This window comes from Bacillus sp. FSL M7-1345 (assembly GCF_038006985.1).
Lineage (GTDB): Bacteria > Bacillota > Bacilli > Bacillales > Bacillaceae_G > Bacillus_A > Bacillus_A cereus_U.
The window spans coordinates 3,712,452-3,731,926 of record NZ_JBBOWG010000001.1 but is presented as its reverse complement, the minus strand read 5'-3'; the positions used below and the strand labels follow the sequence as shown (position 1 = coordinate 3,731,926).

The window sequence follows — 19,475 nt, the reverse complement described above, 5'->3', positions numbered from 1 at the left end:
ATGAAACAAGTACAAACAAAAAGGGATTGGAAAAAACTTGCATACGACGTAGTAGAAGAGAAAATGATTACGAAAGAAGATGCAATTGCAATATTAGAAGCTGATGATACAGAGGTTTTAGAAATTATGAATGCAGCTTACATCATTCGCCATCATCATTTTGGTAAGAAAGTAAAGTTGAACATGATTATAAATACGAAATCTGGATTATGTCCTGAAGATTGCGGGTACTGTTCACAGTCTATTATTTCAGAAGCACCGATTGATAAGTATGCATGGTTAACACAAGAGAAAATTGTTGAAGGAGCGCACGAAGCAATTCGTCGTAAAGCAGGTACATATTGTATTGTTGCATCTGGTCGTCGTCCGACGGATAAAGAAGTAAATCACGTTATTGGAGCAGTTAAGGAAATTCGTGAAACGACAGATTTGAAAATTTGCTGTTGTTTAGGATTTTTAAATGAAGATCAAGCAGGTCAGTTAGCAGAAGCTGGTGTGCATCGTTATAACCACAATTTAAATACGCATGCTAACAATTATGATAGCATTTGCTCAACGCATACGTATGACGATCGTGTTGATACAGTCCAAAAAGCGAAGCAAGCCGGTATTTCTCCATGCTCTGGAGCAATTTTCGGAATGGGAGAAACGATTGAACAGCGCGCTGAAATTGCCTTTGAATTACAACGTTTAGATGCGGATTCTATTCCGTGTAATTTCCTTGTTGCTGTAAAGGGTACTCCGCTGGAAGGACAAAAAGAATTAACACCTGTAGAATGTTTAAAAGTGCTGGCGATGATGCGTTTTGTAAATCCAACAAAAGAAATTCGTATTTCAGGCGGTCGAGAACTTAATTTACGTTCTGTACAGCCACTTGGTTTATTTGCAGCAAACTCTATCTTTGTCGGGGACTATTTAACAACAGCTGGACAAGAGCCGACTGCGGACTGGGGTATGATTGAAGATTTAGGATTTGAGATTGAAGAATGTGCGCTATAAGATAGATGAAAAGCAAACTCTTTAAAGGGTTTGCTTTTTTTTGTAAATAAAATGTAATAAAAGTCCATTAACGCTTGATAGTAGTCACTTTTGGACGAGAAAAATAATTCTGTGGACGAATTTTCCAAGCTCTAATTGTACATAGTAAAAATGTAATTTATATCGGGTTGGAGGATTTTACATGTACAAATACATATTAGCCATTATGACTTGTCTGATTTTAATAAAAGCGATAAGTGCTGATCCAGTTAAGGCGGCTGAAAATCCTGAACAAAAAGAAATGCAACAAAGAATTGAACAGCATTTTCGAACGAAAGCTGAACATTTTGGACTTGAAACAGAAGGAAAAGATTTAAAAGAAGTAAGGAAGGAAATTTCTATTATAGAAGAAGCGAAAAAGAGAGAAAATGTGTGGAGAACAGCACAAACTCTTCGTATAAAAACAGAAGGAAAAACGATGGATGAATTAATAGAAGATGTACGAAAAAAGGTGAAAAAATAAAAAAAGAGGCCGCAGCCTCTTTTTTTAAGCCCATTGTTTTGATAAATGAGCCATTTCGATCGCAGCAACTGCTGATTCATATCCTTTATTGCCAGCTTTTGTACCTGCACGTTCAATCGCTTGTTCAATTGTTTCTGTTGTTAATACACCGAAAATAACTGGAATGTCCGTTTGTAGTGATAAAGATGCAACACCTTTTGCTACTTCATTACAAACGTAATCGTAATGCGTTGTAGCACCGCGAATTACTGTACCTAATGTAATAACAGCATCATATTTTCCGCTATTTGCCATCTTTTTAGCGATTAAAGGAATTTCAAATGCACCAGGAACCCATGCAACATCAATAGCATTCTCTTCTACACCGTGACGCTTTAATCCATCTAAAGCTCCGCCAAGTAACTTACTTGTAATAAACTCATTAAAACGTCCAACAACAACCCCAACTTTTAATCCTGTACCAACTAAATGACCTTCGAATACCATAATGTATCTCTCCCTTAATTATAAGTTTAGTAAATGTCCTAATTTGCTTACTTTCGTTTGTAAATACGTTTTATTTTCTTCTTTTGTTGGCATTTGCAACGGTACACGCTCGGTTACTTTTAAATCGTAACCTTGTAAGCCAGCAATTTTTCGTGGATTATTCGTTAATAATCGTAAACTTTGTAAGCCTAAATCTTTTAAAATTTGAGCGCCAATACCGTAATCACGAAGATCAGCTGGGAACCCAAGTTTTTCATTTGCTTCTACAGTATCTAACCCTTCTTCTTGTAACTTATAAGCGCGAAGCTTATTCAGAAGGCCAATGCCTCGTCCTTCTTGTCTCATATAGAGAAGAACGCCTTTTCCTTCACGCTCAATTTGAGCAAGTGCAGCATGTAGCTGTGGTCCACAATCACAGCGGAATGAACCAAATACATCTCCTGTTAAGCATTCTGAATGAACGCGTACAAGTACAGGTTCGCCTGTTGAAATATCACCTTTTACGAGCGCGATATGTTCTTTCATATCTAATGAGTTAGAATAGCCAATTGCATGAAAAGTACCGAAATCTGTAGGTAATGTAATTTCCACTTCTCTCGTCACAAGTGTTTCGTGATGGCGGCGATAAGCAATTAAATCTTCAATTGTAATCATTTTTATATCAAATTGTTTTGCACACTGTATTAAATCAGGTACACGTGCCATCGTCCCATCTTCATTTATAATCTCGCAAATGACGCCAGCTGGCTCAGTTCCGCAAAGTTTTGCTAAATCAACAGCAGCTTCTGTATGACCTGCGCGGCGAAGGACGCCACCTTCTTTCGCAATTAATGGAAAGATATGTCCAGGGCGGTTAAAATCAGTTCCTTTAGATGCGGGATTTAATAATTCCTGTATTGTTGTAGCACGCTCATGAGCACTAATGCCTGTTGTTGTAGAAACGTGATCGATGCTTACTGTAAAAGCAGTATGATGTGAATCCGTATTATGAGAAACCATTGGTTCTAACTGTAGACGCTCTGCGTATTGCTCCGTAATCGGTACGCAAACGAGACCACGACCGTGTGTAATCATAAAATTAATCGTTTCTGGTGTAATGTACTCTGCTAAAGCAATAAAATCGCCTTCATTTTCTCGGTTTTCATCATCACATACGATAACGACTTTTCCTTGTTTTAAATCTTCTAGAGCTTCTTCAATACGATGAAACATTGTGCTTCCCCCTTATAGAAATCCGTTTTCTTGTAAAAAACTTTCGGTCATTGAATCTGTTCCTTTTGCGGGCTTTGAAATAAAGCGTTCAATATATTTTCCAATCATGTCACACTCAATGTTTACGATGTCCCCGGCTTTTTTTTCTCCGATTATAGACTCGCTTACTGTGTGGGGGATGAGTGAAATTGTAATTGAAGATTCGTCTATATCAAATATTGTTAAACTAGTGCCATCAATAGCAACGGATCCTTTATGCAAACAATAGCGTAGTAATTCATCAGAAATTGCTATTTTGTAATAGATGGCATTGTAATGTTGTTTTTTAGTTAAAATCGTACCGATGCCATCGATATGTCCGGTGACGAAATGTCCACCGAATCGTCCGTTCGCAGCCATTGCCCGTTCTAAATTCACTTTGGCACTTGGCTTTAGCATACGAAGTGATGTTGCATTCATTGTTTCAGGCATTGCATCAACAGTGAATGAAGTAGTCGTAAAAGTAGTTACTGTTAAGCAGATGCCGTTAACCGCGATACTATCACCTAGCTTAACATCCGATAAAATTTGATTTGCGCTAATAGTTAGCTTCATTGCTTCACCACTTTGAGTCATGCTTGATATCGTTCCTAACTCTTCTACAATTCCTGTAAACATTCCGTCACCTCGCTTTTTAAGGTTGCAACAATTTTTATATCATTACCAATTTGTTTCATCTCTTGAATTGTTAAGGAAAGTGCATCTTGTAACTTCGAAAAACCAGCTCCGCCAAATAAAGTGGGTGCATCTTTTCCGCCAATTAACTTTGGGCTTATATAGGTCACAATTTCATTAAAACTATTTGTTTTTAAGAAGTTTGCATGTACTGTTTGACCACCTTCAACGAACAGAGAAAGAATTTGTTTCTCCCCGAGTAGGGATAGGACATCTTGTATTTCAATTTGCTTCGTTTTCATTTGGAATACAGCTATATTGTTACATTCATAAGACGCTATTTTCTCTTTATTTACATCCTTACCGACAATAATCCATGTCGGAGCTAAGCTATCTGTTATGACATGAGAAGATGGCGGTGTTCGTAAGTGGGTATCTAAAATAACGCGTATAGGATGTTTACCTCCGTTTGGAATTCGTGTTGTTAAGTGTGGATTATCAGTTATAACTGTATTCACACCGACAAGGATAGCGTCATGCATATGACGATATTGGTGAACATCAGCTCGCGCTTCTTCACCTGTAATCCACTTACTTTCCCCCGTTACAGTCGCTGTTTTTCCATCTAAGCTCATTGCTGTTTTTATTGTTACAAATGGCTGTTTCGTTTTCATATAGTGAAAAAAGTATCGATTTAATAAAGTTGCTTCCGCTTCAAGAACACCAGTAGTCACCTTGATTCCAGCTTCTTCTAATCTCCTTTTTCCATTACCAGAAACGAGTGGATTGCAATCAAGGGTGGCGATTACAACACGCTGGACTCCCTTTTCAATGAGTAATTCACAGCAAGGCGGTGTTTTTCCAAAATGGCTACACGGTTCAAGTGTTACATAAACGGTAGCGCCTTTTGCTCTTTCTCCAGCCATGTGAAGAGCATGAATTTCAGCATGTTCTTCACCGGCACGCATGTGGGCACCCATTCCGACAATGTTGCCATCTTTTACAACGACAGCACCAACCATAGGATTTGGGCTTGTTTGTCCCGATGTTCCTTGTGCTAACTGCAAGGCAATCCTCATATATTCTTGATCTGTCATTCTCGTCACCTCTCCTGAAAAAATCAAAAAACCCCAAGGATATAGAATCCTTGGGGTTTGGGAGACGTGATTTCTAGAAATATAGTTCGAATACGAAAGTATAGGAAAGAAACCTAACGATGACTGATATTTTGGTATAAGAAAAAAACCTAGCAAAATATCGAGTTTTTCAAACGCTAGTCGTATCTTTTTATTTCAGTATAGAAACATAAGTATACAAAATAAAACATATATAAAGAGTCAAAATGAACCTTTAAAAATATGCATACTGAAATAAAAGTGTATTCGCTATATATAATTACTAGAAAACATATCCTTCTCCCATCCAGACTATACTGTCGGCCCTAGAGTTTCACTAGATCCACCGTTTTCGCGTTGAAAACGGGTCACGGACTTAGAAGCTCTCGCTTCATCACCGCCGGTTGGGAATTTCACCCGACCCCGAAGGATGTTGTTTGCTCACATTATAGCACAAAAAAGAAAAAAGCATAGTAAAAAATGTTCGAATGTGAAGAATTGTGTGAAAATATATGCCGATTTGAATGGGGACGAAAGTAATAGAAATGTTGAAAGGGGAAGGGCTGTATAGGCTTTGATCAAAAGAAAAAACATGCACAAATAAATGTGCATGCTCTTTAAATATTTATTCTGTCTCTGGTGCTCTAACAACAGACTCGAATTTGCCTTTATGCGAAGCATCGCAATAAGGCATGTTTTTTGATAAACCACAACGACATAAAGAAAATGCCGGTTTTGCTGGGAATACATTCCCTTGTGAGTCAACTAATTCCACGTCCCCTGTAACGCGAAAAGAGCCATTATCATTTACTTTAATTTGTACTTTTGCCAACGTTATCCCTCCTTTCCAAACGCTTACTCTCATCATATAATTAGGGAGAGTACTTGACAATATAAAAAGAGCACTTTGTTTGAGAGAGAAGAGAGTGTTATAATAGTTTTTATAACTGACTAGAGTAAGGTGACGAAAGATGGATAAAAAATTACAAACACTACAAAATATTGCAAATGAGCGCACATGGGCATCATTTTTGAATGATAATCATCCATATAGTTTACTTCATTGGTCAATCGCAGGTGTAGGACAAGAACCGAAAGATGTTTGGTTACTTCAAGATGAGGTGACTTTTCAAACGACGGAATTCCCAACGCTAGACGAGGCAGTAAAGTGGATTTCTGAAAATATGGAACAAGTTACAGACGTTTTAGCGCAGTAAAAAAACAGGCTTATGCAAGCCTGTTTTTTGTTTCTTTTACATATGTGTTTAAAAATTGATCGATGGCATCTTCGTACTCTTCTTTATTTTCATTATAAGAGCAAGCGTGTGCACCATGTTCTGCAATATAAAGCTGTTTATTGTTTTCTTTCGCTTCATAAAGTGATTTCGTCATATCAGATAAAATATAGTCATCGTCTTTACTATGAATAAAGAGAACAGGATTGTTAATGTTTTTTATACAATCAATTGGTGAAACTTCACGAATTGTATAGCCATCACGCACTTTTAAAAAGGCATTTGCTAAAGGCAATAAAGGCCATTTTGGCAAGTGAAACTCAACTTTCAAACGATGCTGTAACTGTCCATAAAAATCAGAGAAAGGACAATCAGCAATATAAAAATCAGCACCATCTTCAACAAGTCCTGCATATTGAAGAAGAGTTGCAGCACCCATAGATTCACCATGAATTCCGAGTGTAATATTCGTTCCGAAACGATCTTTTAGCCAGTCAACTACTGACTTTAAATCATGTTTTTCATAATAGCCATAACTTGTTGTTTTACCACCGGTTTTACCATGACGGCGATGATCATAAATAAATACGTTATATCCTCTATTTAAAAATAAGTTTGCATATTTAACGGAATTGATTTTATTTACGGTCACACCGTGGCAAAAAATCATAAATTTATTGGAATGACCAGCTGGCATGTAATATCCGTGAAGTTCGTATCCGAATTGAGAAGGGATGTGAACCTCTTCTTTTTGAATAGCCTTAAAATCGTCCAAATGAAAATGCTTTTTCGTTTCGCGTTCTAAAACTTCTTCCTCTGTTTTTTTCTTCAAGTACATAACTTTATTTGTAAAGAAAATCCCAATCGCAGTTAGTGCACCTAGTATAGTAAACAATGCTGTAAAAAAACGTTTCATACTTTACCTCATCCTCCAAATACCTCTACATATGATACACTAACATTGTATCACAATGATGTGAAAAGGGGAGAAATCGTATATGGTTCATATACAAAAAATCACACTAGAAATGAAAGAAGCAATTCAGGATTTTATGTGCGAAAACTGGGGAAGCTCAATGATGGTCTCGCGAGGCAGAGTACATCAATTAGAAGAATTACCCGGTTTTGTTGCACTTAGAAATAACAGAATAGTGGGAATTATAACGTGTAAAGTGATAGAAAATATGTGTGAAATTGTATCGTTAAATAGTTTTGAGGAAGGAAAGGGGATTGGTACAAAACTGGTGGATTGTGTGCTGCAAGTGGCAAAAGAGAATGAATGTAAAAAAGTGTGGCTCATTACGACGAATGATAATATGAACGCACTTCGTTTTTATCAGAAACGTAACTTCATGATGACGAACTTGTATATTGATGCGGTAAAAGAAGCACGAAAAATAAAGAAAGAAATTCCGTTTATTGGTTATGATAATATCGCGATTTCACATGAAATTCAGCTGGAGTATATTTTATCCCGCATTTGAGGGCAGTAAAACTCCCACTGATTAAAGTTTCACTTTATGAGTAGAGTGGAAGTTGTGTAACAATTTTCAGAAATATAAAACAATAACCTTGACGAATGTTATATTTTGGTTTAGTTTAAAATTGTAATCTATTACCATATTAAGGGGTGACGATGTGGCAACTATACGTGATGTTGCAAAATTGGCCGGTGTTTCAGTCGCAACCGTTTCAAGAGTCATTAACGAAAAAGGATATGTCCATGAAGATACGGTGAAACAAGTAAAAAAAGCAATTGAAGAATTACATTATAGACCGAATGCTACAGCAAAGCCTTTATTTAAACAGCCTTCAACGATGATTGCATTACTTGTAGATAATTTGCATAATCCATCATACATCACTTTGCTCCGTTTCGTTGAGGAAATAGCATATAAAGAAGGGTATCAAGTAATAGTTTGTAATATAGAAAATAAGAATAGATACATAGATATGTTGGAGCAAAATAACATTGCAGGCGTTATAATGACGAAATCTGTTTTTCGAAGTATAGGAGAGATCTCACTTCCTTTCGCTGTGCTTGAAGGACGGCAATCTCTTATGAGCTATTATGAAAGTGGACAGAAAGCTGTTTCTTTATTAAAAGAGAAAGGCTGCCAGTTTCTTGCTTATATCGGTGAGGGAGTAGAGAGTGAAGAAATGGAAGAGCATGTGGCAGGATTTCTAGATACTGCTTGGAAAGAAGGACTTTCTTATCGAGAGGAAATTGTCCAAGGGTATACGAATCAACAGTTTCTTGAATTGTTACAAAAGCATCCATACATAGATGGGGTTGTAGCTTCAAGTGATAAGGTCGCTATTGAGCTAATCAGGGCGGCGAAAACTCTTAATATTCATATACCAGGTAAGTTGCAAATCATTGGATTTAACGGGAGTGTAGAGGGTGAATGGATAAGTCCATCATTAACGACGATTGGAAGTTATATCGAAGAAAATGGGGAAATAGCTTTTCAGCAGTTAATAGGAAAAATAAAGAAGAAACAAGTGGAACAAGAAGAAGTGGAAACAGAATTTAGATGTATTGAGAGAGAAACAACAAAGTAAAAGGTGCGTTTTTAAAACGCACCTTTTATAGTGTAATTGCGGCAATAAAGCCGAATATAAGTAACGGTATATTATAGTGTAGAAATGTTGGAACACATGTATCCCATATATGATGGTGCTGACCATCAGCATTTAAACCGGACGTTGGTCCAAGTGTACTATCAGATGCTGGAGAACCTGCATCACCAAGTGCACCAGCTGTACCGATAATTGCGATTGTAGCCATGGGACTAAATCCGAGCTGGACGCATAACGGTACGAAAATTGTTGTTAAGATTGGGATGGTTGAAAAGGAAGAACCAATTCCCATCGTAACGAGAAGTCCAATAACGAGCATAAGAAATGCAGCAAGCGGTTTATTATTTCCGATTATATGTGCACTCGTTTGCACAAGAGATTCAACATGTCCAGTTTTTCGAAGAACAGCGCCAAATCCAGCGGCAGAAATCATAACAAATCCAATAAAGGACATCATACGCATTCCGCTCGTTAAAATAGCATCGGCTTCTTTAAGAGGGAGACTACCGCTAACTGATAAGACGATAATACCTGCTAAAGCACCAAAAATCATTGATTCTGTTGCTAATTGCACAGTTAATGTAGCGAGTATTGATAATAAACCAAAAGTAATGCTTCTTTTCGTATAGGGAACGATTTCATTCTGTGCAGCATGAATTTGTTCTGTTTCATATGTACGTGGTTTTCGGTATGTAATGAAAACTGCTACACATAATCCGATAATCATACCGATTGCTGGAATAGTCATCGCTTTTGGAATAAGTGCGACATCAAATGTAAGACCGCTTTGCGCAGCATTTGTTTGTAATACGTCATGATAAATTTTTCCGAATCCTGCTGGGACCCACATGTAAGGGGTAATTAATCCAAATGTAATAAGACATGTTACAAGCCTACGATCCACCCTCAGCTCATTTAATACTTTCAAAAGTGCTGGAATTAAGATTGGGATGAAGGCGATATGAACAGGGATAATATTTTGTGAGAAACAAGCCATTGTTAAAATGATAAATAATATAAGTATTTTAGAATAGACTTGTTTTTTCGTGTCTTGTTCGTTGCCGATCCATTTTAAAGCTGATTGGATCATTGCATCAGGAAGTCCTGTTTTTGAAAGGGAAATAGCAAATCCACCGAGCATTGCGTAGCTTAATGCGATAGGAGCACTGTTCCCAAGACCGGCTGTAAAAGTACTAATTGTTTCTGAAATACCGAGTCCGCCGATAAGTCCGCCTGTTAAAGCTCCAACGATAATGGCGACAATGACTTGGACACGTAACAAACTAAGCAGTAGCATGACTGCTACTGCGATGAGTACAGCGTTCATAATAAATGTAATCTCCCTAATTTTTATTCTGTTAAGGCAAGCAAGTGTTTGTAGTGACATATACTTGCGACATATCATTATAAAATGTTTTCTATGAAATGTAAAAGAGCCTTTCGTTATGTATGTTGAAAAGATAGTTCTTGTTTAATTGATTGTAAAGATTTGGCGAATAGTTCAGGCTCTTCTAAATCTGGAGAATGTGCCGAGTTTGGAAACCAAACCATCTTTTTAATAGGAGCTTGAATGATATCGCAATATTGTTGAACGAGTGCATAAGGAGTTTGATAATCATAGCGACCAGAACAAAAATAAACAGGAACAGATAAACTTGAAATAGACGAAAAAAAATCGATTGTTAGCATCTCTTCCCATAAAACTCCGGATTTTAAATTTCCTGCGAGAAATTTAAACCAGTCTAATAGCGTATATTCAGGAGAAAAGAAACCTTTTCGTATGAAAGAAAAGGAAGATCCGTTTTGTATTGCTCCGCCAAATGTACCAAGCCACTTTCTTTGAATAATGAGACGTCTCGTATCTAAAAAGGGTGGTTTCCCTAACTTTAAAAGAGAAGCTAATGCCTTTTTATGGTCATGTTTTTTTGCAGAGCTAATTAAATGTCGGTATAGTAATTCTTCGTTTTGCTTCATATGTACGATTTGACCGATGCCGATGTATGCTTCTATATATTTGGGATATTGACTAGCGATTTGCAATCCGATAATACTCCCCCAAGAATGCCCAGCGAGAAACAATTTCTGTTTTTTAAAGCGTCTAAGAAGATAGTGAATGACTTCTTTTGCATCTGAAATAAATTGATCAATCGTAAAATTTGTTTGGATATCTCGCCATAAAAAGGATTTACCTGCCCCGCGTTGATCCCAATTAATAACGATAAAGTGCTTTTCTAACTCTTTTTGAAAATGACGAATAAAGCCGATTTGTGCCATACCAGGTCCACCGTGACAGCATAATAAAATAGGCTGTTCCACGTTTTGTCCGCGTATAAGGAGAGATTGTTTCCGGTCATTAATCATAACGCTTTCTATCGTAGCGATACTGTTAGGGATTAATTGCTTCTTTTCGTTATAAAACTGTGGTGTATAGCTACGAAAAAGCATATGTAAACCTCCTTTTCTTAAATGGTATGAATCGCACAGGCTCTTTCTTTTGCATATACTACTAGAAAATCATTGTATCATAACATACTGGTTTGATTTCAAGTTTAGGCGATTAAGAGAGGAGGGAGAATGTGACGATTGGAGAAATTATTGATTCTTTAAATAGACGCGAATCAATCGCTATTATAGCGAAACGGCTTGAAATGAGCCCATATACATTATCAAAGAAGTTAAGGGTGATTGGATATGAATATGATGGAGAGCAGAAAAAACGTATCTTTATAGGTGATGGTGAAGAGCCACGTCATTTGCAAATCCAAGAAGCTACTGCCCTTCAATATGCAAAAACAGACTATCAATTACTAATTTATGAACAATTACAAAGCATTTATGAATTGCTAAGAAAAAGAGAAGAAATAAGTGTTCAAATTATAAGTAAGAGCACAGAGAAAAAGAAACGAACCTTTTCGATTAATATAGAAGTATTAGCAAGACTAGATGTTATATCGGAATCGAAAGGGATTCAAAAGTCTAAAATTGTAGAAGAAGCACTACATGAATTTTTGCAACGGTATGATGTTAATCATGAAACGTATCCAGAGAAATAAAAGAAAGGATACTATGTTCCATATAAGAGCGTGTATCCTTTTTGTCTTATTTCATTTCATTTTTTGTTTCGAAAAGTAATATAGGAACCAAACGGCATGATTTTGTTCATCAGCTGCTGCGCGCCGAAATGTTTCTTTCACTTGTTGATTTGTCGTTTCGTCTGCAATTTCTAAGTAAAAATCAACTGTTCGTTGCTCATCTTGTATAGCGAATTCTAATCCGTTCAAATAAAGAGTTGGACATTCTTCAGTGATTTGGGGCTGAGGGTTTTTACCGGTTAAAAGGGTGTAGATTTGTACAAATTGGTGAAAATGTTTTATTTCATCTTGCCGAATTTCAAGGATTTGATTTCGTTCATTTATGTCTGGAGCTAAATTAGCTAATTTAGCATAACAATGAATGGCGCTATATTCTCCATTAATTGCTTTCTCAATACTACGAATGAGTTTGTCATTTTGTCGATATAATGTATCGTCATTGTTTGGATAGAAATACATACAAACCCTCCTATTATAGTTTTCTATATACTACGAGGAAACAAGGGGCTATGTGCTTATCCTTTACTGCACTAGAAGAATGACAATACGTATGACTTTAAAAGAAGAAGCTCCTTGCATATAAAAAGGAGCTTCTTCTTTCGAGTGTCACGCACTAGTTTGAATAGTATTTAGTTGATTTTTTGAATACGTCCATCAATAATTGGCTGAATTGGTTCTTTCACTTGTTTTACATAATCGACTAATGCTTCAAAATCGTTTGGACCAGTTTCAGTATTTTTTCCATTTTTAAAGGATACAAATCCATCGCCGCCAGAAGCTAGGAAGGCATTTGCAACTACGCTATACGTTTTCGTGGAAACTAATTCTTCACCATTGGTTAAACGGATATTCGTAACCTTTTCACCATTTGGTTTAATTGCATCCCAAGTGTATTGGATACCTGAAATTTGGAGCATTCTCGTTGTTCCTTTTTGCCATTGTTGATTTAAAATTTCACGAATATCTTGACCTGTTAAATCCATTTTAATTAATTGATTTCCGAAAGGCTGAATACCATATAACTCGCCCCATGTAATATCTCCAGCGTCTAGATCATTGCGAATTCCACCAGGATTCATAAGAGCGATTTGTGTTTGCATTGTTTGGCGCTGTGCATCGGCAATTAAATTTCCAAGGGTAGATTCACCAGCATCGTTTTGTTTACGGTCGATAGGTGCTGTAGATTTTCCGACAACTTCATTTACAAGCGGTGCAATTTTTTCTTTATATTGATCTAACTTTTGTTTTACTTGTTTATCAGGTTCTACACCTTCATGATATGTTGTGATAACTTCAGCTTTTTTCTTCACAATATCTTTTGTTTTTCTATCAATTGTTACATCTACGTCCGAGAAAGCCATTCCGTAAGAGTTCGCCTGTACGATGAGTTTATTATTTACAGTACCATTTACGTACGTATGACTATGTCCGCCGAAAATAACATCAACTTCGGGATCTGTTTCATTTGCAATGCGAGTAAGGTCACCGTTTGTTACACCAGTGTCATCAGTTGTACCTCCAACGTGTGCAAGGACTACGATAGATTTAACACCGAGACGCTTTAATTGCTGAGTAGATTTATTAATAGCTTCTACTTCATCAGTAATTTGTACATTCTTTAGCATAGTTGGCATAACGACATTCGGTGTATCCGTTGTAACAACTCCGATGAATCCTACAGGAACTCCATCTACCATTTTTACAGTAAATGGTGGTAAAAATAAGCGGCCAGTTGATTTATTATAGAAGTTTGCAGCGACATAAGGGAAGTTTGCTCCTTTGAAATTCCCTGTTTTTTCATGATATCCACCATAAATAAGGCGTCGCATTTCATCAATACCTTCATCAAATTCATGATTTCCAATTGTACCAACATCAAATTTTAAGTCATTTAAAAATTCAATAGTTGGTTCGTCCTGTAATAAAGCAGAAACTGGTGGGCTAGCTCCGGCAATATCTCCAGCATGTACAAGAAGTGTATTAGGGTTTTGTTTTTTGCGTTCTTTTAAATAAGTAGCTAAGTAATCAGCACCACCAGCTTCTTTATTGTTAATTTTTTTTACAGTATCTAGTTGTCCATGGAAATCATTAATACCAAGCATTTGTACGTCTATGTATCGGTTTTGTTCGGCAGGAGCCTGAGATGGAGGAGCGGCGAATACGCTTGAAAAAGTAAGGGTGCTTAAAACAGCAACAGCAGGAATAATTTTTTTCCACATAATTAATTTCTCCTTTTTTTATAATCTGACATCATACGACATAATTTTAATAGATTACTAGGATTATATCTACAATAAAATTTAGTTTTTTCGAAAAATTAACATATTTACAAAAAAAGAATAATAGAGAATCGGGGGCATGTATCTTTTTTATTGTCGATTTCACCGTGTATCCTCTATAATGGAGAAAAAAGTAAAAGGTGAATAGTATGAAGAAAAAGAAGCAAAGACAAACACAAAGACACTCTCAAATGAATCAACCAGAGAAAGAATCACTTACACTAGGTGATCAATTGAACGATTCGTTAATGCAACAATTAAAGAATAAGAAAAAAGAGTTGCAAGTGAGAGAAGAGAAAAAAGAGGCAGCAGAACAAGAAAGAAAGCGTAAGGAACAAAAAGAACGTGAAAAGAATAAATCATTTGAAGAACTGTTAAGTGAAAGTAGCCTTACTTGGAAAGACTTTAAATAATAAAAAGATGATCAGTGAAATGCCGCTGATCATTTTTTTGACGAGTTTGTAAGAAAAGGGGAGTTAGAATGAGGAAAATTGTAGTCGTTTCGTACGAAAATCATTGGAGTGAGAAATTTCAAATGGAGGCCGAAAGATTAAAATCGGCGATGCCAGAAACGGTAAAAATCCATCATATTGGAAGTACGTCAGTGCCAGGACTAGCAGCTAAACCTATTATTGATATGATCATGGAAGTAGAAAGTATCGACAGAGTAGATCATTGGAATGAACGATTTAAAGAGCTTGGTTACATCGTGAAAGGTGAAAATGGTATTTCAGGTCGTCGTTTTTTTATTCATGGAACGGAGGAGAAACGCTCGTATCACTTGCACGTATTTGAAAAAGGGAATCCTGAGATTACAAGGCATTTATCGTTTCGTGATTACATGATGGCTCATTGTGAAGAAGCAGAGGCATATGCAACTTTAAAGAAAGAACTAGCGGAAAAATATACATATGATGGCACGATGTATACGGAAGGGAAAAATGAGTTTGTACGTAATGTTGATGAAAAAGCGAAAGAATGGAAAGGAAATAACGTGTATAAAAGTATTATGTAAACTGTACGTATGTTTTGACTTTTTGGATGAATCTTGTTGAAATAAAGTGGTGGTATACAAAAAATGTAACATTGAAAGGGAGAACGAGTGTGCATATTCCAACAACTACACTTCATAATGGTGTGAAAATGCCGATGATTGGTCTAGGCGTTTATAAAGCGAAAGAAGGCAACGAAGTTAAACAAGCAGTAAAAACAGCATTAGAATTTGGATACCGTTCGATTGATACAGCAACTGTATATGAAAATGAAAGCGGTGTCGGAGAGGCGATTCGTGAATCAGGAATCCCGCGAGAAGACTTGTTTATTACAACAAAAGTTTGGAACGACGATCAAGGGTACGAGGAGACGCTCGAGGCGTTTGAAAAAAGTTTAAAGAAATTACAAATGGACTATGTAGATTTATATTTAATCCATTGGCCGATAAGAGGGAAGTATGTTGATACATACCGTGCTCTAGAAAAGCTATATGAAGAAGGTAAAGTGCGTGCCATTGGTGTTTCTAATTTTCATAAACATCACTTAGAACTGTTATTACCAAATTGCAAAGTGAAGCCGATGGTAAACCAAGTTGAACTTCATCCAATGTTAGCGCAATTTGAATTGCGTGATTTTTGTCAAGGTGAGCAAATTCAAATGGAAGCGTGGAGTCCTTTAATGAGAGGCGGCGAAGTATTCCAGCATCCAATTATTCAGGCTATTTCTAAAAAATATGAAAAGTCACCTGCACAAGTTATATTAAGGTGGGATATTCAAAGTGGGATTGTGACTATTCCTAAATCTGTTACGCCATCTCGTATTAAAGAGAACTTTACTATTTTTGATTTCTCATTAACTGAAGAAGAGATGGATCAAATTAATACGTTAAATCGTAATTTACATGTAGGAACGAATCCTGATAAATATGATACGTTATAAAAACGCTATCTGTACGGTTATAGAAAGTGGTGGGAAAGTTGCCCGAACTCTACAAATCAATTGATTTTAGTTCAAAATAAGAAAAATAATAGTCGTTTATTCTCGGTAGATAAACATAACGTTAAATTAGTTCATGAAACAACTTCTCACCCATATAAAGATCAATACAAAGAAGGTGTCTCTAAAAGGTCATTTTTAATGAGCTTTTGGGACACCTTCTTTTTTAACTTGATAGCTATGACCTGTACGGTAACGTTTTTTTAACGATGTAATGTATATGTATCAAATTTAACAATTTGCTGAAGTTGTGTATATTCTTCTTTTGTTAACGACGTTTGTTCCCCGGCATGTACATTTGCTTGCAACTGTTGAATAGAGCTTGCACCAGGTATAACAGATGCAACATTTTCATTATGTAAGCAGTATTGAATGGCTGATCCAGTTAAAGATCTTTCTCCTATAATTTCTTTTACACTCGCGAGTGTTGTATTTAATTCGTCATAAGAATAGGAGAGGTAATCTTTTTCCTTTACTCTTTCTATCTTGCTTGCATTGATGTTAGTTAAAATGCCTTTCGCAAGTGGTCCGCGTGCGATGACACTAATTTGATGTTCATTAAGCAGTGGGAACCATTCTTCAGGACGACGATTTAAAAGGCTGTACTCCATTAATACACTAATGATATTTGAACGTTTTGCATACTCACGAATGACATTTGGACGTATAGAAGAGATACCATAATGACGAATAATACCTTCTTTTTTCAATTCTTCAAAGGCTTCAATTGTTTCATCTATAGGATCTTCAGTCGTCCCGCCATGCAGTTGATATAAATCAATATAATCTGTTTGAAGTCTACGTAAACTCTCTTTTGCTTCGGCTTTTATATAAGCTTTAGAAGGATCCCAAGACCAGCCGTTTTTTTCTTCTGTCCATCGATTTCCAACCTTTGTTGTAAGAACAATTTGGTCGCGTTTTCCTTTCAGAGCTTTTCCAACAAATTCTTCATTTAATCCATAATCGTATAAGTCCGCTGTATCAAAAAAGTTAATTCCTAAATTGATTGCCTCATCGATAATACGCATAGCTTCAGCCTCAGATGTACCGAGAGACATACAGCCAAATCCAATTTCCGTAACATATAAATCTGAGTTTCCTAATTGACGTTTTTTCATAGGTCAACCTCCTTATCTTTATTGTACGAAAGGGAAAGGAGGTTGACAAACTTTTACTTTTTATTTGCTGTAATCCACTCTTGTACAGTTGTATACTCTTTGCCATATTGTTTTAGCTTATGACGAATTTGCCATGCTTTGCCGACTAAAGTGACGCGATTTGGTAAAATGTAAACTTTCATTTCTATCACGCTCCTTTCAATGTGGTAAAATGTATGAAGAACGATTAGGAAATAGAACAGGGAGATGAAGTAGTATGAGTAATCTTGCAGAAAGAACAGTAAAAACTGAACCGATTTTTGATGGTAGAGTTATAAAAGTTCGTGTTGATGATGTAGTATTACCAAATGGAGAAATGAGTAAACGTGAAATCGTAAATCACCCTGGGGCAGTTGCTATTATTGCTATTACTGATGAGGGGAAAATTGTACTCGTTGAGCAGTATCGTAAAGCTCTCGAAAAGGCAATTGTAGAAATTCCTGCTGGGAAGTTAGAACCTGGGGAAAAGCCAGAGGTAACAGCAGTTCGTGAATTAGAAGAAGAAACAGGATATGTATGTGAAAATATGGAGCTTATTACATCTTTCTATACATCACCTGGTTTTGCAGATGAGATTTTATATGTATATAAAGCGACAGGGTTAAAACAAAAAGAAAATAAAGCAGCTTTAGATGAAGATGAATTTGTGGAATTAATGGAAGTGTCATTAGAAGAAGCGATTGATCTTATGAAAGACCTTCGCATACATGATGCTAAGACGATGTTTGCAGTACAATATTTACAATTACAAAAATAAACACTCGCCTAAGGCGAGTGTTTTTAGTTGATTTTTGCATATACACGTGCATCGCGTAAGCTGCCATCGGGTGCTAGGAAATCATTTTCCATTGTACCTTCTAAAATGAATTCTAGACGCTCTGCTAAGTTACATGCGTTTATATTTGTTGCGTCAGTACGAATTTCAACTCTTCTAGCACCTAGTTTATCAAATGCAAATTGAATCGCACCTTTAATGGCTTCTGTCATATAGCCCTGCTTTGTATAAGCGCTATGTAGCCAAAAGTGAAGTGAAAACTTTGGAATATCCCAGTTTTCAGGCTTGAGAGTAATAGCTCCGATGAATGTACCAGATACTTTATCGTATAAGTGGAAATCAAGTGTTTCACGAAGTAAAAACTGTCCGTGAGCTTCGCGAACAATTTCTTCAGCACGTTCTTCTGTTTCAGCTGTAATTGGCATCCATGGTAATAAGTTTTCTAGAGAAGCTTGGATTGCTTCATATACTTCTGTACCATCACCTGGAAACGGCTTACGTACTTGCAAGCGCTCAGTTTGAAATAATGTTGGAAAATCTAATAATAATGGTTTCAAGAGAAATCCCTCCTATTCTCTACTTTTTAGTTTAGCAAAGTAGAGCGGAATTTCAATGCTAATTCGTCATACTTTTTTTCTTTCTTTCATACATTTTTAGTAAGAGTGTGAACGGAGGGAAGGAAAATGTGGCGAAAAACGTGGCAAGACCGTGTAATGTCTCACATACAGGAAAATTCTTCACTATATATATTTAATGCGGTTTTATTACTGATGGGAGTAATATTTGGAGCGATTCTTGTGAATAGTTTACAAATAAACCAAAAGCAAGATTTATCATTTTATTTACAGCGTTTTTTTGGACAAGTTTCTAAAGGAGAATTTGCTGTCGCGGGAGAAATGTTTCGAGAAAGTTACTTTTCGCAATTAAAATATATCGGCTTTATTTGGATTTTGGGGATTTCAATTATTGGGTTGCCGCTCATTTTTATCTTACTATTTTTAAAAGGGGTAGTTGTTGGATTTACAGTAGGTTTTTTAGTAAGTCAGCACGGATGGAATGGACTATTATTAGCATTTGTATCTGTATTGCCACAAAATTTAATTATAATTCCTGTATTTCTCGTAATGACAACAATTGCTGCAAGCTTTTCCTTGCGAATGATTAGGCATCAATTTATCCGGAAAATAACTGAGCCACTATTACCGTTATTAATTCGCTATACATGCTTTTTTCTCGTGATTGGAGCGGTATTAGCTATTGCTTCCAGTGTCGAAGCGTATGCATCACCAGTTTTAATGAAAGAAGTTGTGGAGGCTATTAACAAACAATAAATACTTTTTGAGAATAATTATCAATTTGTTTTTATTGTTTTTCTTTTGACAGGAGCCCTTCTTCTG

The 19,475-nt window shown here is 36.3% G+C and carries 24 protein-coding genes and 1 riboswitch; of the genes, 11 read left to right on the top strand and 13 right to left on the bottom strand.

All coding sequences use genetic code 11. The features are described 5' to 3' along the window. Together bioB and MHB76_RS19410 are read left to right on the top strand one after the other, a co-directional pair. Nucleotides 1-999: a biotin synthase gene (gene bioB, locus MHB76_RS19415; protein WP_000815853.1), complete on the top strand. Its 999-nt coding sequence runs from the start codon at nt 1-3 to the stop codon at nt 997-999. 181 nt (nt 1,000-1,180) lie between these two features. Further along, nucleotides 1,181-1,501, top strand: coding sequence for a hypothetical protein (locus tag MHB76_RS19410; RefSeq protein ID WP_002145881.1), 321 nt, complete (start codon nt 1,181-1,183; stop codon nt 1,499-1,501). A gap of 24 nt (nt 1,502-1,525) precedes the next feature. Here the strand turns inward: MHB76_RS19410 and ribH are convergent, their stop codons facing one another. The 5 genes from ribH to MHB76_RS19385 form a co-directional block, all read right to left on the bottom strand. Beyond that, complete coding sequence (gene ribH, locus MHB76_RS19405; RefSeq protein WP_002160590.1) at nt 1,526-1,987, bottom strand: 6,7-dimethyl-8-ribityllumazine synthase; 462 nt, start codon at nt 1,985-1,987, stop codon at nt 1,526-1,528. An 18-nt stretch (nt 1,988-2,005) separates the two neighbouring features. Continuing rightward, complete coding sequence (gene ribBA / locus MHB76_RS19400) at nt 2,006-3,199, bottom strand: bifunctional 3,4-dihydroxy-2-butanone 4-phosphate synthase/GTP cyclohydrolase II (RefSeq protein WP_016106101.1); 1,194 nt, start codon at nt 3,197-3,199, stop codon at nt 2,006-2,008. Nucleotides 3,200-3,211: 12 nt separating this feature from the next. Then, nucleotides 3,212-3,856, bottom strand: coding sequence for a riboflavin synthase (gene ribE / locus MHB76_RS19395; RefSeq protein ID WP_016096153.1), 645 nt, complete (start codon nt 3,854-3,856; stop codon nt 3,212-3,214). Then, a complete protein-coding gene (gene ribD, locus MHB76_RS19390) occupies nt 3,838-4,950 on the bottom strand; it encodes a bifunctional diaminohydroxyphosphoribosylaminopyrimidine deaminase/5-amino-6-(5-phosphoribosylamino)uracil reductase RibD (RefSeq protein WP_078172858.1) in 1,113 nt (370 codons plus the stop codon). Before ribD ends, ribE begins: the two co-directional genes overlap by 19 nt. Before the next feature lie 309 nt (nt 4,951-5,259). Continuing rightward, nucleotides 5,260-5,403, bottom strand: a riboswitch (FMN riboswitch). Between the two features lie 190 nt (nt 5,404-5,593). Then, the gene (locus MHB76_RS19385) at nt 5,594-5,836 is read right to left on the bottom strand and encodes a CDGSH iron-sulfur domain-containing protein (RefSeq protein WP_078172859.1); all 243 of its coding nucleotides are present in this window, start codon (nt 5,834-5,836) and stop codon (nt 5,594-5,596) included. A gap of 103 nt (nt 5,837-5,939) precedes the next feature. Here MHB76_RS19385 and MHB76_RS19380 point away from each other — a divergent pair, with 103 nt between their 5' ends. Beyond that, entirely contained in the window at nt 5,940-6,185 is a 246-nt protein-coding gene (locus MHB76_RS19380; protein WP_002111659.1) for a DUF2552 family protein, read from the top strand. 10 nt (nt 6,186-6,195) lie between these two features. Here MHB76_RS19380 and MHB76_RS19375 read toward each other — a convergent pair whose 3' ends face one another. Then, the gene (locus MHB76_RS19375) at nt 6,196-7,119 is read right to left on the bottom strand and encodes an alpha/beta hydrolase (protein ID WP_002111658.1); all 924 of its coding nucleotides are present in this window, start codon (nt 7,117-7,119) and stop codon (nt 6,196-6,198) included. Nucleotides 7,120-7,201: 82 nt separating this feature from the next. On the opposite strand from MHB76_RS19375, the gene MHB76_RS19370 reads away from it, so the two are divergent. Both MHB76_RS19370 and MHB76_RS19365 read left to right on the top strand, forming a co-directional pair. After that, the gene (locus tag MHB76_RS19370) at nt 7,202-7,687 is read left to right on the top strand and encodes a GNAT family N-acetyltransferase (protein WP_078172860.1); all 486 of its coding nucleotides are present in this window, start codon (nt 7,202-7,204) and stop codon (nt 7,685-7,687) included. A gap of 154 nt (nt 7,688-7,841) precedes the next feature. After that, nucleotides 7,842-8,768, top strand: a complete 927-nt coding sequence (locus tag MHB76_RS19365) for a LacI family DNA-binding transcriptional regulator (RefSeq protein WP_002111655.1) — start codon at nt 7,842-7,844, stop codon at nt 8,766-8,768. Between the two features lie 25 nt (nt 8,769-8,793). On the opposite strand, the gene MHB76_RS19360 is transcribed toward MHB76_RS19365, so the two are convergent. Further along, on the bottom strand, nt 8,794-10,113 hold the full coding sequence (locus tag MHB76_RS19360) for a Na+/H+ antiporter family protein (RefSeq protein WP_002111651.1): 1,320 nt from the start codon (nt 10,111-10,113) through the stop codon (nt 8,794-8,796). 116 nt (nt 10,114-10,229) lie between these two features. Continuing rightward, a complete protein-coding gene (locus MHB76_RS19355) occupies nt 10,230-11,231 on the bottom strand; it encodes an alpha/beta fold hydrolase (protein WP_002111650.1) in 1,002 nt (333 codons plus the stop codon). Nucleotides 11,232-11,362: 131 nt separating this feature from the next. Between MHB76_RS19355 and MHB76_RS19350 the strand changes: the two genes are divergently transcribed. Next, nucleotides 11,363-11,839 (top strand): ribbon-helix-helix domain-containing protein, encoded by a 477-nt coding sequence (locus MHB76_RS19350; RefSeq protein WP_002067020.1) that lies wholly within the window; start codon nt 11,363-11,365, stop codon nt 11,837-11,839. 51 nt (nt 11,840-11,890) lie between these two features. Here MHB76_RS19350 and MHB76_RS19345 read toward each other — a convergent pair whose 3' ends face one another. Together MHB76_RS19345 and MHB76_RS19340 are read right to left on the bottom strand one after the other, a co-directional pair. Then, entirely contained in the window at nt 11,891-12,337 is a 447-nt protein-coding gene (locus tag MHB76_RS19345) for a ferritin-like domain-containing protein (RefSeq protein WP_002199426.1), read from the bottom strand. A gap of 170 nt (nt 12,338-12,507) precedes the next feature. Further along, a complete protein-coding gene (locus MHB76_RS19340) occupies nt 12,508-14,097 on the bottom strand; it encodes a bifunctional metallophosphatase/5'-nucleotidase (protein ID WP_078172861.1) in 1,590 nt (529 codons plus the stop codon). 209 nt (nt 14,098-14,306) lie between these two features. On the opposite strand from MHB76_RS19340, the gene MHB76_RS19335 reads away from it, so the two are divergent. From MHB76_RS19335 to MHB76_RS19325, 3 genes are all read left to right on the top strand, one after another. Then, nucleotides 14,307-14,570, top strand: coding sequence for a YqkE family protein (locus tag MHB76_RS19335; protein ID WP_002014945.1), 264 nt, complete (start codon nt 14,307-14,309; stop codon nt 14,568-14,570). 68 nt (nt 14,571-14,638) lie between these two features. Then, nucleotides 14,639-15,172: a GrpB family protein gene (locus MHB76_RS19330; protein ID WP_002111645.1), complete on the top strand. Its 534-nt coding sequence runs from the start codon at nt 14,639-14,641 to the stop codon at nt 15,170-15,172. Nucleotides 15,173-15,261: 89 nt separating this feature from the next. Then, nucleotides 15,262-16,089, top strand: coding sequence for an aldo/keto reductase (locus MHB76_RS19325; protein WP_016106094.1), 828 nt, complete (start codon nt 15,262-15,264; stop codon nt 16,087-16,089). 260 nt (nt 16,090-16,349) lie between these two features. On the opposite strand, the gene MHB76_RS19320 is transcribed toward MHB76_RS19325, so the two are convergent. Continuing rightward, nucleotides 16,350-17,264 (bottom strand): aldo/keto reductase, encoded by a 915-nt coding sequence (locus MHB76_RS19320; RefSeq protein ID WP_078172862.1) that lies wholly within the window; start codon nt 17,262-17,264, stop codon nt 16,350-16,352. 53 nt (nt 17,265-17,317) lie between these two features. Further along, nucleotides 17,318-17,446 carry a Z-ring formation inhibitor MciZ gene (mciZ, locus tag MHB76_RS19315; protein ID WP_000870295.1) on the bottom strand — a complete coding sequence of 43 codons (129 nt, stop codon included), beginning with the start codon at nt 17,444-17,446 and terminating at the stop codon, nt 17,318-17,320. Between the two features lie 74 nt (nt 17,447-17,520). Here mciZ and MHB76_RS19310 point away from each other — a divergent pair, with 74 nt between their 5' ends. Further along, nucleotides 17,521-18,060 (top strand): NUDIX domain-containing protein, encoded by a 540-nt coding sequence (locus tag MHB76_RS19310; protein WP_002014941.1) that lies wholly within the window; start codon nt 17,521-17,523, stop codon nt 18,058-18,060. A 23-nt stretch (nt 18,061-18,083) separates the two neighbouring features. Here MHB76_RS19310 and MHB76_RS19305 read toward each other — a convergent pair whose 3' ends face one another. Then, nucleotides 18,084-18,635: a GNAT family N-acetyltransferase gene (locus MHB76_RS19305; protein WP_078172863.1), complete on the bottom strand. Its 552-nt coding sequence runs from the start codon at nt 18,633-18,635 to the stop codon at nt 18,084-18,086. Nucleotides 18,636-18,761: 126 nt separating this feature from the next. Here MHB76_RS19305 and spoIIM point away from each other — a divergent pair, with 126 nt between their 5' ends. Next, nucleotides 18,762-19,409, top strand: a complete 648-nt coding sequence (gene spoIIM, locus MHB76_RS19300) for a stage II sporulation protein M (protein ID WP_002111637.1) — start codon at nt 18,762-18,764, stop codon at nt 19,407-19,409. Nucleotides 19,410-19,475: the final 66 nt, after the last annotated feature.